The sequence below is a fragment of the Janibacter sp. GS2 genome, from assembly GCF_051200835.1.
Lineage (GTDB): Bacteria > Actinomycetota > Actinomycetes > Actinomycetales > Dermatophilaceae > Janibacter.
In genome coordinates, this window is the sequence record NZ_CP195161.1 from 2,922,641 (window position 1) to 2,936,055 (window position 13,415).

The 13,415-nt window shown below is 69.2% G+C and carries 20 protein-coding genes; all 20 read left to right on the forward strand.

Annotated elements, in window-relative coordinates; genetic code table 11:
* The first annotated feature begins 94 nt into the window (after nucleotides 1-94).
* The 20 genes from ACR9E9_RS14135 (at nucleotide 95) to ACR9E9_RS14230 (ending at nucleotide 13,415) form a co-directional block, all read left to right on the forward strand.
* The gene (locus ACR9E9_RS14135; protein ID WP_435199525.1) at nucleotides 95-508 is read left to right on the forward strand and encodes a WhiB family transcriptional regulator; all 414 of its coding nucleotides are present in this window, start codon (nucleotides 95-97) and stop codon (nucleotides 506-508) included.
* Nucleotides 505-669 carry a hypothetical protein gene (locus ACR9E9_RS14140; protein WP_435199527.1) on the forward strand — a complete coding sequence of 55 codons (165 nt, stop codon included), beginning with the start codon at nucleotides 505-507 and terminating at the stop codon, nucleotides 667-669. Before ACR9E9_RS14135 ends, ACR9E9_RS14140 begins: the two co-directional genes overlap by 4 nt.
* Nucleotides 666-2,177 carry a ParB/RepB/Spo0J family partition protein gene (locus tag ACR9E9_RS14145; protein WP_435199529.1) on the forward strand — a complete coding sequence of 504 codons (1,512 nt, stop codon included), beginning with the start codon at nucleotides 666-668 and terminating at the stop codon, nucleotides 2,175-2,177. The genes ACR9E9_RS14140 and ACR9E9_RS14145 overlap by 4 nt, the downstream gene beginning before the upstream one ends.
* Before the next feature lie 136 nt (nucleotides 2,178-2,313).
* Nucleotides 2,314-3,099 (forward strand): hypothetical protein, encoded by a 786-nt coding sequence (locus ACR9E9_RS14150; protein WP_435199530.1) that lies wholly within the window; start codon nucleotides 2,314-2,316, stop codon nucleotides 3,097-3,099.
* 2 nt (nucleotides 3,100-3,101) lie between these two features.
* Nucleotides 3,102-3,320 (forward strand): hypothetical protein, encoded by a 219-nt coding sequence (locus ACR9E9_RS14155; RefSeq protein WP_435199532.1) that lies wholly within the window; start codon nucleotides 3,102-3,104, stop codon nucleotides 3,318-3,320.
* On the forward strand, nucleotides 3,317-3,598 hold the full coding sequence (locus tag ACR9E9_RS14160) for a DUF7352 domain-containing protein (protein ID WP_435199534.1): 282 nt from the start codon (nucleotides 3,317-3,319) through the stop codon (nucleotides 3,596-3,598). The genes ACR9E9_RS14155 and ACR9E9_RS14160 overlap by 4 nt, the downstream gene beginning before the upstream one ends.
* On the forward strand, nucleotides 3,595-3,867 hold the full coding sequence (locus ACR9E9_RS14165; protein WP_435199536.1) for a hypothetical protein: 273 nt from the start codon (nucleotides 3,595-3,597) through the stop codon (nucleotides 3,865-3,867). Before ACR9E9_RS14160 ends, ACR9E9_RS14165 begins: the two co-directional genes overlap by 4 nt.
* Nucleotides 3,867-4,556, forward strand: coding sequence for a hypothetical protein (locus tag ACR9E9_RS14170; protein ID WP_435199538.1), 690 nt, complete (start codon nucleotides 3,867-3,869; stop codon nucleotides 4,554-4,556). The genes ACR9E9_RS14165 and ACR9E9_RS14170 overlap by 1 nt, the downstream gene beginning before the upstream one ends.
* An 81-nt stretch (nucleotides 4,557-4,637) precedes the next feature.
* The gene (locus ACR9E9_RS14175) at nucleotides 4,638-5,765 is read left to right on the forward strand and encodes a hypothetical protein (RefSeq protein WP_435199540.1); all 1,128 of its coding nucleotides are present in this window, start codon (nucleotides 4,638-4,640) and stop codon (nucleotides 5,763-5,765) included.
* A gap of 95 nt (nucleotides 5,766-5,860) precedes the next feature.
* Nucleotides 5,861-6,193: a hypothetical protein gene (locus ACR9E9_RS14180; RefSeq protein WP_435199542.1), complete on the forward strand. Its 333-nt coding sequence runs from the start codon at nucleotides 5,861-5,863 to the stop codon at nucleotides 6,191-6,193.
* Nucleotides 6,190-6,369: a hypothetical protein gene (locus ACR9E9_RS14185; RefSeq protein ID WP_435199544.1), complete on the forward strand. Its 180-nt coding sequence runs from the start codon at nucleotides 6,190-6,192 to the stop codon at nucleotides 6,367-6,369. Before ACR9E9_RS14180 ends, ACR9E9_RS14185 begins: the two co-directional genes overlap by 4 nt.
* The gene (locus ACR9E9_RS14190) at nucleotides 6,366-6,620 is read left to right on the forward strand and encodes a hypothetical protein (protein ID WP_435199546.1); all 255 of its coding nucleotides are present in this window, start codon (nucleotides 6,366-6,368) and stop codon (nucleotides 6,618-6,620) included. Before ACR9E9_RS14185 ends, ACR9E9_RS14190 begins: the two co-directional genes overlap by 4 nt.
* Entirely contained in the window at nucleotides 6,617-6,826 is a 210-nt protein-coding gene (locus ACR9E9_RS14195) for a hypothetical protein (RefSeq protein WP_435199548.1), read from the forward strand. Before ACR9E9_RS14190 ends, ACR9E9_RS14195 begins: the two co-directional genes overlap by 4 nt.
* Nucleotides 6,823-7,728, forward strand: coding sequence for a hypothetical protein (locus tag ACR9E9_RS14200; protein ID WP_435199550.1), 906 nt, complete (start codon nucleotides 6,823-6,825; stop codon nucleotides 7,726-7,728). The genes ACR9E9_RS14195 and ACR9E9_RS14200 overlap by 4 nt, the downstream gene beginning before the upstream one ends.
* The gene (locus tag ACR9E9_RS14205) at nucleotides 7,725-7,949 is read left to right on the forward strand and encodes a MerR family transcriptional regulator (protein WP_435199551.1); all 225 of its coding nucleotides are present in this window, start codon (nucleotides 7,725-7,727) and stop codon (nucleotides 7,947-7,949) included. The genes ACR9E9_RS14200 and ACR9E9_RS14205 overlap by 4 nt, the downstream gene beginning before the upstream one ends.
* Nucleotides 7,950-8,485: 536 nt before the next feature.
* Complete coding sequence (locus ACR9E9_RS14210) at nucleotides 8,486-8,926, forward strand: hypothetical protein (RefSeq protein WP_435199553.1); 441 nt, start codon at nucleotides 8,486-8,488, stop codon at nucleotides 8,924-8,926.
* Entirely contained in the window at nucleotides 8,913-10,523 is a 1,611-nt protein-coding gene (locus tag ACR9E9_RS14215; RefSeq protein WP_435199555.1) for a hypothetical protein, read from the forward strand. Before ACR9E9_RS14210 ends, ACR9E9_RS14215 begins: the two co-directional genes overlap by 14 nt.
* 41 nt (nucleotides 10,524-10,564) lie before the next feature.
* Nucleotides 10,565-11,824, forward strand: a complete 1,260-nt coding sequence (locus tag ACR9E9_RS14220) for a phage portal protein family protein (RefSeq protein ID WP_435199557.1) — start codon at nucleotides 10,565-10,567, stop codon at nucleotides 11,822-11,824.
* A complete protein-coding gene (locus ACR9E9_RS14225) occupies nucleotides 11,821-13,041 on the forward strand; it encodes a head maturation protease, ClpP-related (RefSeq protein WP_435199559.1) in 1,221 nt (406 codons plus the stop codon). Before ACR9E9_RS14220 ends, ACR9E9_RS14225 begins: the two co-directional genes overlap by 4 nt.
* A gap of 2 nt (nucleotides 13,042-13,043) precedes the next feature.
* On the forward strand, nucleotides 13,044-13,415 hold the full coding sequence (locus ACR9E9_RS14230) for a capsid cement protein (RefSeq protein WP_435199561.1): 372 nt from the start codon (nucleotides 13,044-13,046) through the stop codon (nucleotides 13,413-13,415).

The window sequence follows — 13,415 nt, forward strand, 5'->3', positions numbered from 1 at the left end:
AGCGCCGCGCCCATGGCCTCCGGGCTCGGGCATCGCAGAACACTCCCTTCGTCGGGAAGGTCCGCGACGCGCTCGCGACAAAGGGGGCGCGAGCATGACCAGCGAAGTGGTCCTCCCGGACTTCGGTGGGCAGCAGCCGTGCCTGCAGGTCGACCCTGAGCTGTTCTTCCCCGACTCGCCTGGCATCGAGCCGCAGCGCGCGAAGGAGCTGCAGCCGCTGTGCGGCTCCTGCCCCGTCGCGAGCTCGTGCCTGGAGTTCGCCCTGACCAACAGCGTCACAGGTGTGTGGGCTGGTACGTCCACCAGTGAGCGTCGCCAGATGCGCCGCGCCGCCAACATCCAGGCGAACGGTCAGCAGCGCCGCGCCACCAGCAACCGCGCAGCAGTGGAGGACCTCACCCGCAAGGGCCTGTCGTCCGGACAGATCATCGCCCAGACCGGACTGCACGAGCAGTTCGTCTACCGGGTACGCCGTGACGCCTTGGCCGCGCAGGAGCAGGTCGCATGAGCGACCAGCCCGACCTCGCCCGCCAGATCGACGCTGACGCCGACGCCGCGCTCGCGGCGGTACCTGCGCACCTGCGCGACAAGCAGACCCCGCAGCGCACCGGGTCCACCCGCCTGCGCTTCTCCCACGCCCGACCACACCCGGAAGGCAGCAACCGATGACCATCACCGCTCCAACCACGACCCTCGAGCACATCGCGCTCGGCAAGATCGCGAAGCACCCGGACAACCCCCGCCACGACGTGGGCGACGTCGCCGACCTCGCCGCGTCCATCACCGAGCACGGCGTCCTCGAGCCCCTCGTCGTCGTCCCCTGGGACAGCCTGCCCGAGGACCTTGCCGCCGGCCACCGTCGCAAGAGCGTCGAGTACTGCCTGATCGCGGGCCACCGCCGCCTCGCCGCGGCCATCGAGGCCAAGGCGAAGACGGTCCCTGTCATCGTCCGCCACGACCTGACCACCCGCGAGCAGCAGATCGCGGCCATGGTCATCGAGAACCAGCACCGCGCCGACCTCTCCCCCGTCGAGGAAGGCGAGGCCTACCAGCTGCTCCTCGACATCACCCCCAAGCCCACCCAGGCCAAGGTCGCCAAGACCGTCGGCATGCCCAAGCGCCGCATCAGTGAGCGCCTGCGCCTGACCAAGCTCGCCGACACCGCCAAGACCGCCGTCCACGACGGCCAGATCACCCTCACCGACGCCCTCAAGCTCCTCGAGCTGGAGCGCCACCCCGACCTCGCAGAGAGGGCCGCGCTCGCGGCGGGCACGAAGGACTTCGCCGTCGAGCTTCAACTCGCGCAGCGGCGCATGGAGGCGCTCGACAGGTTCGACTTGGTCCGCGACCACGCGGCCAAGCTCGGGACCCAGATCCTCGAGTCGGCCCCCGGGTACGGCATGGACTCGCCCCGGAAGGTGGGTCAGGGCACGCACGGCATCCCTGAGGTCACCGCCGAGGCCAACGCCAAGGACCCGCTGCTCGCGACCGGCACTGCCCACGCCGGCTGTCCAGGCGCGGCCGTGTACATCCCCAAGGCGGCATCGGGGATCTACGAGCTCGGCTTCTACTGCACGCAGTACCACGAGCAGCACGTCGTCAGCGCGGAAGACCGCGCCGAGGAGCAGGCCGCCGCCGAGGAGCAGCGCCTCGCGCAGATGAGCGACGAGGAGCGCGCCGAGCTCGACCGCAAGCACGCTGAGGAGCAAGCAGCCAAGGCCGAGCAGGCTGAGCGCCGCATCGCGCTCGAGGCAGCGCAGGCCACCCGCCGCGCCCACTTCACGGACGTCATCCAACAGGCCGAGCCCGCGCTCGCGAAGTGGACTGCCATCGACAGCGCCACCTCCACTGACGGTGACTACGCCCGCGGAGACTTCGCGGGATCACTCTCAAAGGAGCTCCTCGGTGTTGGTGACGACGCCGGCGCCGAGGACGTCAGGGCGGCCATGGAGAAGCTCACACTCGAGCAGCTGGCCATACACGCGTGGCTCCTCGAGCACGAGTACGACGACGACGGCCTCGTGCTGCACCCCTGGCAGCAGCACGCCGACCCGTACCCGGAGTACGTCGCCGCGCTCACCGACAGGTTCGGCTACCAGTGGTCCACGGTCGAGATCGACGAGTTCGGCCTCGACGAGCACGGCCACGTCCGCCCCGAGATCGAGGACGCGGCATGACCGCCCTCTGCGCGGCCTGCGGCCTGCCCATCCGAGAAGACCAGGCCTGGCACGACGTAGAGGACCTCGGCACCGTCCACACCTCCCGACAGGGCTGCGAAGACGCCCATGCCCGCCAAGACGAGAGGCCAACGTCATGAGCACCTTCACATTCACCGCCGAGACCGGCGACCTCTGCAGGGCGCTCGCGGCGGCCGAGCCCTTCGCCAACTCGAAGCTCCCTTCGTTCTCGACGGTGCGCCTGTTCGTCGACGAGGCGAACATCTACGTCGGCGCGACCAACGGCAACGCCCTGGGCCTCGCACTCGCGTCGTGCTTCGCGTTGGAATCCATCAACAGTGACGGTGAGGCTCAGAACACGGCCGGTGCCCTGTTCGAGGTGGACCTGCTGCCGGCGCAGTGCAAGGCCATCGTGGCCCTCTTCAAGGCGGGCGCGGCTGAGGACTCCGACGATGGGGAGCCCGGCGCCGAGCTGCGCATCGAGGTCGGTGAGGAAGAGGTCATCATCACCGACGCCTCGGGGCTCCTCGAGGGGCAGTCGCTAACGCTCCCGCGCCCACCGACGGTCGCCAACGCGGCCGCGGTGATCGTCTCGGTGGAGTCACTCAACGTCAAGGGCCCTGACCCGGCCAGTGACCGGCCGCCGAGGTACTACCCGGCCTCGCTCGCGCTGGTGCTGAAGGCCGCGAAGGTCTACGGCCATGACCTGACCTTCGAGCACCGTGCGCCCGCCGCGCAGAACCGTTCCGGGTCAACCCTCGTGCGCTGCGGGGAGTCCTTCCTCGCGGTCCTCGTCGACGCGTGGCTCGACGAGGACGTCGCCGGCACGCGTGACCGCTGGGCCGGCGCGTGGGGCGACCGTCTCGCACCCCTGCGCGACCGAGCACTGGCCTTCACCAACAACGACCCGAAGGAGAACTGACGATGCAGACACCCGACCACCTCAACCGACCCTCCAACGTCGGCCTGTCCGGCACCGCCTCGGACCGCAAGCAAGGGATGACCCTCGACGAGCTCGGCAGCCTCGTCACCAAGGCCCACCGCCTCGGCACCCCGGGCGACTCCCCCATCTTCGCTGACGTGGGCTGGTCACAGCAGGTCCGCTCCATCAACGTCCGCCCAGAGAAGCGGACGCAGCCGTGAAGACCGTCTGGAGGTTCCCGTTCACGGTCAGCGACTCAGTCGTCATCGAGATGCCCGTGGGCGCCAGCGTGCTCCCCACTATCGACGCCAGTCGCTTCGAAGCGACGCTGCTCTTCCTGTGGGCCGAGGTCGACCCCGACCGTGACGGACCGAAAGAAGACCGCGTCTTCCGCGTCGTACGGACCGGCCACGAACTCAAGCACGTCGGCCGCTACATCGGAACCGCGCGCACCGCAAGCAGAACCGCCTGGCATGTCTACGAGGGAGCCGAACTGTGAGCGCCTGGAGCGACGCGGAGGAGGCCGACGCCTGGGCCGTCGAGCAGGCTCGTGTGGCCGCGTGGGCCGCCGAGCACGAGCACCCCGTCACCGTGGCCCTCCACCGCGCAGAGAAGGCCGAGGCGCAACTCGCAGACCTTGCATCGCAACGCGGACCACAACAGAACAGCACAGGCCGCTCGTACATCCAGATCCACACGACACCGCCTGAGCCCAGCACCCGCCTGGTGCCGGTCAACGTCCCTTGTCCGCGATGCGGGTGGCGCTGATGGCGACCTACACCGTCCGACCTCTTTCGGACCGCACGTGGCTGCGGGAGCCCCGCAAGCGCGAGCGCTCTCCCTTCGATACCTCGTGGACGGGGACGCTGTCGCTGCTCGAGCGCGAGGTGGCAGCGATCGCCGGCAGGCACCTCGTGATCGGTATCGACGTCTCGGAGAAGGACCTGCGCCTGGACGGCACGCTGCGTGCGCGAGCGCGCGCTGAGTCGCCTGCTGTCGAGGTCGCCTTCGACTCCAAGCACGGTCCGATGCTCTACCGCTGCGACCGGTACCTCGCGAGGTCATCGGTCCAGGGCCCTGACTGGCAGCAGAACGTCCGCGCGATCGCGAAGACCCTCGAGGCGCTGCGCGCCGTCGACAGGTACGGCGCCTCATCCTCGGGTGAGCAGTACCGCGGCTACCAACAGATCGCCGCAGCACCCCCGCGACCCGGCACCCAGCCGGACACCGCGCCCCGCGACCCGGCACCCAGCCGGACACCGCGCTCGCGACCTGGCACCCAGGGCGCGGCCCTCGCCCGGCTCCGGGAGATCGCCGGCACCCGACGCGACATGCCCCGCGTCGACCTCGTCCGGCGCGCTCGCCGCTTCGCGCACCCCGACAGGGGTGGATCCGCCGAGCTCTGGGCCGAGGTGGACGAGCTCGCCCGTCTCCTCTTGGGCGACGGGGCGGCATGACGGCTCCACACGCAGGCCGTGGCCCGCCGCTGCCCTCCTGCCTGCCCTGCCGCTGCCCCTACTCCTCGAGGAGACCCCTTCGTGCCTTGGCTCAAGATGAGCGATCGCTTCGCCACCCACCCGATCTGGGCTCGGCTGCGAGGCGTGCGACGCGCGGACGAGCGCACCGTGAACGAGGTCATCGGCTTCGTTACCCGGTGCGCGACCCAGGCGTCGGGGCACATGACGGACTACTACGTCGACCTCGAGACCGCGGAGATGATGGGCAAGGCCCGCACGGACGTCCTGCTGCGCCAGGCCGTCACCGCGGGCATGCTCACCGCCGAAGGGAAAGGCGCAGCTCGTCGCTGGCGCATCGTCGAAGACGAAGACCTGTGGCAGATGCGCGCTCGCGATGACGTGCTGTGGGAACGGCAACGGGACAGGGACCGCAAGAACCCGGACCTGACGATGCCAGTCCTCGCGCGTGACGGCGACGTGTGCCGCTACTGCGGTGTCGTCGTCAACTGGAAGGACACCCGCTCCGGCCGGGGCGGGACCTTCGACCACCGCACCCCCGGCGAGGAAGCCACCGTCGACACCTACGTCGTCGCGTGCCGCACGGACAACTCCAAGCGCCTCAACAACCCGCACGCGGACGAAGACACACCCCTTCGCCCGCCACCAGCCCTGCCGTACTTCTCCTCAGCGTCGAGCACCCTCGCGCGCCTCGAGAAGTTCTACGGGCGCCCCATTCCACACGTCGACACCAAGCAACCCACCTCGGACACCGCAGCACCCCCGCGACCCGGCACCCAGCCGGACACCGCGCCCCGCGACCCGGCACCCAGCCGGACACCGCGCTCGCGACCTGGCACCCAGTCGGACACCGCGCTTTCGCCACGACCCGAGATGGACGCTGGGGAATCGACCCGGGATACCGCAGCCACGGCCACGACCTCCGCCACTGGCGGGGACACCGCAGCCAAGGCCACGACCCCGGTATGGGGCGGGGACACCGCAGCTTCGGCCGCGACCCCCGCCCCGTCGTGGGCGGAGCGACCACCCGACCACTGCGGGACCACTCCTGGTACCGCAGTGGTCGAGGGGTGGAGTCCCGGTACGGGACGGGACGGGGATGGGTCTAGGTCCGGGTCAGGACGGGACGGGACGGGCGCCGCGCCTGCTCCTGAGAAGAAGAAGCCGCGTGCACGAAGGGGGAAGTCCTGATGAGCAGTGATCTGTGGGGAGTGGAAGCTGTGAGCAGACAGATCGGAGATGGCAGGTGGGAGCTGGTCCTGCCCTGGGGTAAGCCTCCGCTGAGCATGAATGACCGTCATCGGCACTGGAGTCACAAGAGCCAGTGGACGAGGGCTCTCCGGCAGGCAGCTTGGGCTCTGGCCAAGCAGACGGGAATCCCGGCGCTGGACTCGTGCTCGGTCGAGCTGCTGTACGAGCCCGCGGCTCGCCGCCGGCGTGATGACGACAACCTCTTCGCGACCCTCAAGCCTCTGGCCGACGGGCTCGTCGACGCGGGTGTGGTCACCGACGACACCCCGGACCTGATGAGGAAGACCTGCCGCATCGGCCAGATCCGCAAGCCGTCACGGCTCGTGCTCGTCGTCGAGCGCTGCGAGGGCCACCGGGAGCAGCCATGACGTGCCCGCGCCTGACCGAGGAGCTCACCAACATCGCCCGCATGTACACCCACCTCGACACCGCCACCCTCGACCGCATCGCCATCCACCACCAGTGGCACTGCACCCACTGCGGTGGCGGGTACGTCGTGCCGCGGTGGCTGCCGAGGGACCCGCACCAGGAGGACCCACGATGACCGCGACGAGCAACCCTGTGCGTGCCGTGCGCTGCTGCCTGTGCTCGTGGACGTGCAGCGACGCCGACCCCGCTGTGCGTGAGTCGAAGTGGCTGGCGCACTACTACGGCCTGCACCCCCAACCGTTGTGGACGCGCTGCACGGTCCCACCGTTCTGCGGTTGGTCGACCACGGCCGACGACCTGACCACCCTGCGCCGGCTGAAGGCCGCGCACGAATCCACTCACCAGAAAGCGAACGAGACCCGATGAAGAAGCGTGACCTCGTCCTGGACGTCAGCAGCCTCGAACCCGAGGACCTCTCTCACGTGTGGGGCGTCCTCACCCGTGTCGCTGAGGGGCTTGCCCTCGACGGTCACGAGGTGGCCGTGCGCGTGTACCGGTGGGAAGACGACGGTGACGGCGAGGAGCAGCTCGTCCTCGACGGTCCCGCGAACGATGGGAAGGACCAGCCATGACGGAGTTGGCCACGATGCGATCCGAGATCCCACGGCAGGCGGAGTGCCCTGGGGAGTGCAACCGCAACCACCGGGCACGGCCCGGTGCGTTCGACCCGGTGATGGGCGAGCCGGTGTGGTGCGACGCGTGCGCTCAGCGGATCGCTGACGCGATCGCTGGGCTCCCCGATCTGGCCGCCGGACTGTGGGCCATCGGTCACGACGAGGCCGGGACGATCTGGCAAGAGGTCACCGACCGGCAGATCGAAGAGCTGTGCCAGCGCGGCGTTGCCCTTCCGGTCGTGATCCATATCCGTGAGGTCCTGGCCTGCGGCCATCGCGTGCCGACGGTGACTGTGCGCTCGGGGAACTTGATCCCGGACGCGGCGCGGGTGCGCCCGTGCTGGCAGTGCGCGATCGACCTGCCTGGAGTGGACGGTCGGCTCGCGCCGGTCTCTGCTGCGGCGCGTCGGTCCCCTCGGATCCTTGGTTCGCCGGCTGGGTCCCCTTCGTACCTCGCGGTGGACGAGGTCGTCTCGTGGGCGGTCTCGACGACGGACTACCTCAAGGCGCGGCTGCCAGGGGAGCACTCGGGCATACCGTCGTCGACGTCAGCGAACGACGAGGCTCGGGCCGTTGCGCTGACCCAGTGCGCTCGGTTCCTGGTCGAGTGGGTGCATCACCTGCTGGCGACCCCGCATGCCCGGGCTATCGGCCGTGAGGTCCTCGACCTGCAGCGTCGGGCGGAGCGCGCGGCCGGCATCGACCGCCAGCCTGACCAGCCTGTGCCTGTGACGCCGTGCCCAGCGTGCGACCTCATCGCGCTATCGCGCAGTGGCCGCGACCTGCGGGTGCGCTGCCGCAGCTGCGGGTGTCTCGTCAGCGAAGCGCAGCTGGCCGAGCTGCAGGAGGTCGGCTCGTGATCGACGACCTGCTCCGGCCGCTCGACGTGCGAAAGGCTGCGCTCCTCGCCGGTGTTAGCCCGACGACGATCCGATGGTGGATCTCCGAAGGGCTGCTTGACTCGGTCCTCGTCGAGGGCAAGCGGTACATGCGCGAGATCGACGTGCTCAACTGCGAACGAGGCCAGCGGGCGAAGGCGAAGGCACGCAAGGGCGGCAACCGTCGTCGGCGCCTGCCTTGACATCGAGCCACCAACACGATGGTCTTAGCATGCGCGAGCAAGTTGTGTTGATGGAAGTCGAAACAGATTTTCCGTTTTGCGAAATCGCGATCCGAGATTCTCCGCGAAGTCGCCGCTCAAAAAAATCCAGCGCTGACCGCGAGACCACTCCCTGCCCGTGTCCGTCCCTCCCCCCGCGGGGCAACCAGAAGGCCCACTGGGGCAACGTCAGGCGCCGTCGCTCAGTTAGGTCAGTCCCAGATGGCTTCCAGTGCCCCGTACGGCGCCGATCACCGGCGTAGGCGAGTTCCGGCGATTGAGGCGGCCTACAACACGCCCTGTCCCCGCTGTGGAGAGCTGATGCTCAGGGGCCAGCGCCTCGACTTCGGTCACTCCGAGGACCTCGCTTTCAACGGCGATTCCAAGGCCGACCGGATGGAGCACGCCGACAAGCAGGACTGTCCGGAGGGAGGCAACCGGGCGGCCGGTGGACGACTTGGTCGGATGATCCAAGACCTTCGCCCTTCGCGGAAGTGGTGACGAGCTAGGAGGCAGCCATGGCGACCAGTCGCGCTGCCCGCGCTCGCGAGAAGGAGAATCAGGTCGTCGCTCTGCGTCTGGAGGGCAAGGACTTCGACGCGATCGCGCGTGAGGTCGGGTACCGGGACCGTTCCGGGGCGTGGAAGGCCTACCAGAAGGCGCTGACGCGTCGGGAGATCGCCACGGAGACCCATGAGGACGAGCGTCGCCTCGAGCTCGCTCGTCTCGACGAGCTGCAGGCGAGCATCTTCCAGGCTGCTCAGCGTGGTGATCTCGCCGCGCATGACCGGGTGCTGAAGATCATGAAGCACCGTGACAGGTTGCGAGGGCTCAGCGTTGCGCCTGTGCGTGCGGTGGGGTCGTCAGACGGGGACCAGGACGACGACAACGTGCTCGTCGGCCCGGACAAGCTCGACGAGCTTCGGGCGAAGGTGAGGACGAAGCGTGCGAGTCAGTGACCTACTCGCGCCTGACGCCGACTGGGACGAGAAGGACCTGCCGCTCGGCAACCAGGAGCCCACCCACCGTCTGGTGCCGGAGTGCTTCGATTCGCACGGCCCCGAAGCGATCGAGTTCGCGCGTTACTGCGGTTACGAGCTGCACCCCTTCCAAGCGCAAGGGCTGATCGACGACCTCGGGTATGTGCGCGTCACCACTGCAGACGGGCGGATAGTCGAACGGTGGGCAGCGCAGGAGACCGAAGAGGTACTCTCGCGCCGCAACGGCAAGACGATCCGCTTCGTGGTGTTGATTCTCTTCGCGCTGTTCATGCTCGGCGAGGAGAAGATCCTCTACACCGCGCACCGTGATGACACCGCGAAGGACGTCTTCGACGAGTTTGTGAAGGCTCTCGAGCGCACCCCGCGTCTGTGGGCACAGGTCGTCGACTCGGGACCGCGCTACACCAACGGCCAACGCTCCGTGGAGCTGAAGACCGGCCAGATCGTCTACTTCCGCACCCGCGGGACGGACGCCGGCCGTGGGCAGGGCTACAACCGGCTGATCTTCGACGAGGACCAGAACCTCACCGAAGACGAGATGGCCGCAATGATGCCCCTGGCCACCGGCGCGGAGAACGCGCAGATCAACTTCGGCGGTAGTGCTGGCGGCCGGACCGCGAAGGTCCAGGCGAAGATCCGACGCTCTGCCGACAACAAGGAGCGTGGCCTGTGCTACCGGGGGTGGCACGCCAATGTCGATGACGACCTCGACGACCTCGACCTCGTCGCGCGCCTCAACCCACGTCTGGGTTACGGGCTGTCGTACACGTTCATCGCGAAGGAGCTGGCCCGCATGTCGCGGGTGCAGTTCGGTCGGGAGCGGTGCGGCGCAGCGACGTACCCGCGCGGTGAGGGCGAAGGGTGGGTCATCCCCCAGGAGGCGTGGCTGACCGCGACGGACACCACGTCGGCGACCGCGCCTGACAGTCCGCTCGCGTTTGTCCTGGAGTCCGGCCCGCAGCTCGACCGCGGGACGATCGCCGTCGCTGGCTTCCGCACCGACGGCGCCGTGCACATCGAGGTCACCGACAACGCCCCGGGCGTGCTGTGGATGGTCGACCGCGCCAAGCAGCTGCAGGTCCGGCACGGCGGCGCCGTCGGGGTCGACCCGAAGGGGCCTCTCGGCTACTTGGTCGAACCCCTTCGTGACGCCGGCGTGAACATCACCCTGTTCGAGCCGGTCGACTTGCGTGACTGTGCGACGTGGTTCTACACCGAGCTCACTCCGCGCCCGGACCCGAAGGACCCCGACGCACCGACACCGCCCCCGGGGATCCGTCACCGCGGCGCCGCGCGGATGACGCAGGCGCTCGCGGCAGCGGAGACGCGACGCTTCCTCGACCGGTGGACGTTGCGCCGGCAGGTGGCGCTCGAGGTCGACCAAGGACCGATCGTCGGCGTGATGCTCGCCGGGTGGTTGCTGGTGAAGAAGGCGCGGCAGACGCCGCCTCCGGCACCGAGGAAGGTCGCGAAGGGGGAAGGTCCTCGTCGCGGGTACCGCAAGGCGCCGCAGCGTCGCCGCAGTGACGCCGATCTGACTACGACCGGATTCTGATGAGAGGGGCTCTTGTGGCTGAGGAGCAGACGCCCCCTCCGGTGAAGTCTCAGCCGGCCCAGCGTGAGGTCGGGTATGCCGCGACCCCGAACTCTGGCGCGTGGTGGGACGTCGACCTCGACCAACACGAGTCGACGCCGGAGCTGCGGTGGCCGCTGAATCTGCCGATCTATGACGCGATGGTCCGCCAGGACGCGCAGGTCGCGTCCGTGCTGCGGGCTGTGACTCTCCCGATCCGCTCCACGACGTGGCGGATCGAGCCGAACGGCGCCCCAGACCACGTGGTCGAGCACATCGCCCTGGATCTGGGGTTGCCGATCCGTGGCCGCGAGGACATGGCACCGGGGCGCCTGCGGGAGCGGTTCTCCTGGTCGGAGCACCTGCGTCACGCGCTGTTGATGCTGCGCTACGGCCACATGTACTTCGAGCAGATCTACCGGCCCGGCGACGATGGGCTCTACCACCTGCGCAAGCTCGGCCCGCGGATGCCGCGCTCCATCATGAAGTTCAACGTCGCCCGTGACGGTGGCCTGTCCTCCATCGAGCAGTACCCCGACAGCACCCACGCCGGCGAGGCCGGCAAGGGCATCACCCTCCCCGTCTCCCGTCTCGTTGCGTACGTGCACGAACGGGAGGCCGGCAACTGGGCCGGTACGTCGCTGCTGCGCACGGGCTACAAGAACTGGCTGATCAAGGACCGGCTGCTGCGCACCCAGGCGCAGGCCATCGACCGCAACGGCATGGGCATCCCCGTCTACGAGGGCGCCGAGAACGGCGGCACCGACGACCTCGAGGCCGGCGAGAAGATCGCTCGCGATCTTCGCTCTGGCGACAACTCCGGCGCCGCGACCCCCAACACCGCGAAGCTGCGCCTCATGGGCGTCGAGGGCACGGTCCCCGACGCTGACAAGCCGATCCGGTACCACGACGAACAGATCGCCCGCGCGGTGCTCGCGCACTTCCTCAACCTCGGCACCCAGACCGGGTCGTGGGCCCTCGGGTCCACGTTCGCTGACTTCTTCACCCAGTCGCTGCAGGCCGTCGGCCAGGACATCGCCGACATCACCACCGCCCACGTCATCGAGGACCTCGTCGACCTCGCGTACGGCCCCGACGTCCCTGCGCCCCGCCTCGTCTTCGACGAGATCGGTTCCCAGACCGCGGCGCTCGCCACGGCCATCAAGAAGCTCGTCGACGCCAGCGTGATCACCCCTGACGAGGGCCTCGAGGCGCACCTGCGGCTCGGCCTCGGCCTGCCCACCAAGACCGACGACACCGCCTCCGGAGAGGACGCACCGTGACCAAGAACCTGAAGCCCGTCTTCAACCTCGACGGCCACCCCTGGTACCGCATCACCAACGAGGGCAGCGACAAGGCCAAGGTCTACATCTACGCCCCGATCGGCTCGTCGTTCTGGGAGCAGGGCGTCACCGCGAACGACTTCGTCAAGGAGCTCGACGACCTCGACGTCGACGAGATCGAGCTCCACGTCAACTCACCGGGGGGCTCGGTGTACGAGGGCATCGCCATCCGCAACGCCCTCGTCCAGCACAAGGCCACGGTGACCACGATCGTCGACGGCCTCGCAGCGTCCGCGGCTTCGTTCATTGCGCTCGCCGGCGACGAGGTGATCATGGCACCCCACAGCGAGATGATGATCCACGACGCTAGTGGGCTGTGCATGGGGTGGGCGTCGGACATGAAGAAGATGGCCGAGGACCTCGACCGGATCAGCGACAACCTCGCCTCCATGTACGCCGAAAAGGCCGGCGGCAATGCCAAGGACTGGCGCAAGGCGATGCTCGCCGAGACCTGGTACTCCGCCGACGAGGCCGTCACGGCCGGGCTCGCGGACCGAGTCGACCGCAAGCAGGACTCCGGCGACGACACCGAAGACGTCGAGAACCGCTTCGACCTCTCCGTCTTCAACCACGCAGGGCGCTCGCACGCGCCCGCGCCGATGCTCCCCGCCGCGTCCGCGGCCGGGGCCCACCCTCCGGCCGCTCCGGCGTCCGGGGACACCACACAGGAAGGAGACGCTGCCATGGCCGACATCACGGATCAGCAGCTGACCACCCTGCGGCAGACGGCCGGTGTCGCCGACGACGCCGACGTCGACACCGTCATCGCCGCCGTCACGGAGGCCCTCGCCGAGCAGGCCGAGCCGCCCAGCAACCACCCCACCCCGCCCGAGGGCGCGATCGTCGTCGACCGGGCCGCGTTCGACGAGCTGCGCTCGCAGGCACAGCTTGGCGTGCAGGCCCGCCAGGAGCAGGTCACGGCACGTCGTGAGCAGGTCCTCGACGACGCGGTCCGCACCGGTCGCATCGCGCCGGCCGCTCGCCCCAGCTGGGCGGCGCTCCTGGAGCGTGACGACTCTGCCGAGGAGACCCTCACTGGTCTGCCGGCCAACACCATCCCCGTCGTCGAGCTCGGTCACGCCGGGTTCGTCGAGTCCACCACCAAGGCCGAGGGCGATGACGCCCTCATGGCCGAGCTCTTCCCCCAGGAGGCCTGATCATGAGCGACTACGCACCGGTCTACAAGCCGGGTCAGGAGTACACGATGTCCGCGGCCTCGGCCGTCACCGCCGGCCAGGTCGTCGAGGTCGCCGCCGCCGGCAGTGTCGGCCCCGCTGGGGCCGTCTCGGCGAAGGTCGTCGGCGTCGCTGCCTTCCCTGCCGCTGCGGGCGAGCACCTCACCGTCATCGACGGTGGCGTGCACCGCCTCACGGCTTCCGGCGCCGTCAACGCCGGCGATCGTGTCGTCGCGGCCACCGATGGCGCGGTCGCCACGTCCGCCACCACCCCCGAGACCGGCACCCAGCTCGGTCTCGCCCTCACGAACGGCACCGACGGTCAGACCGTCGAGGTCGCCTGGATCCGGGCCTGA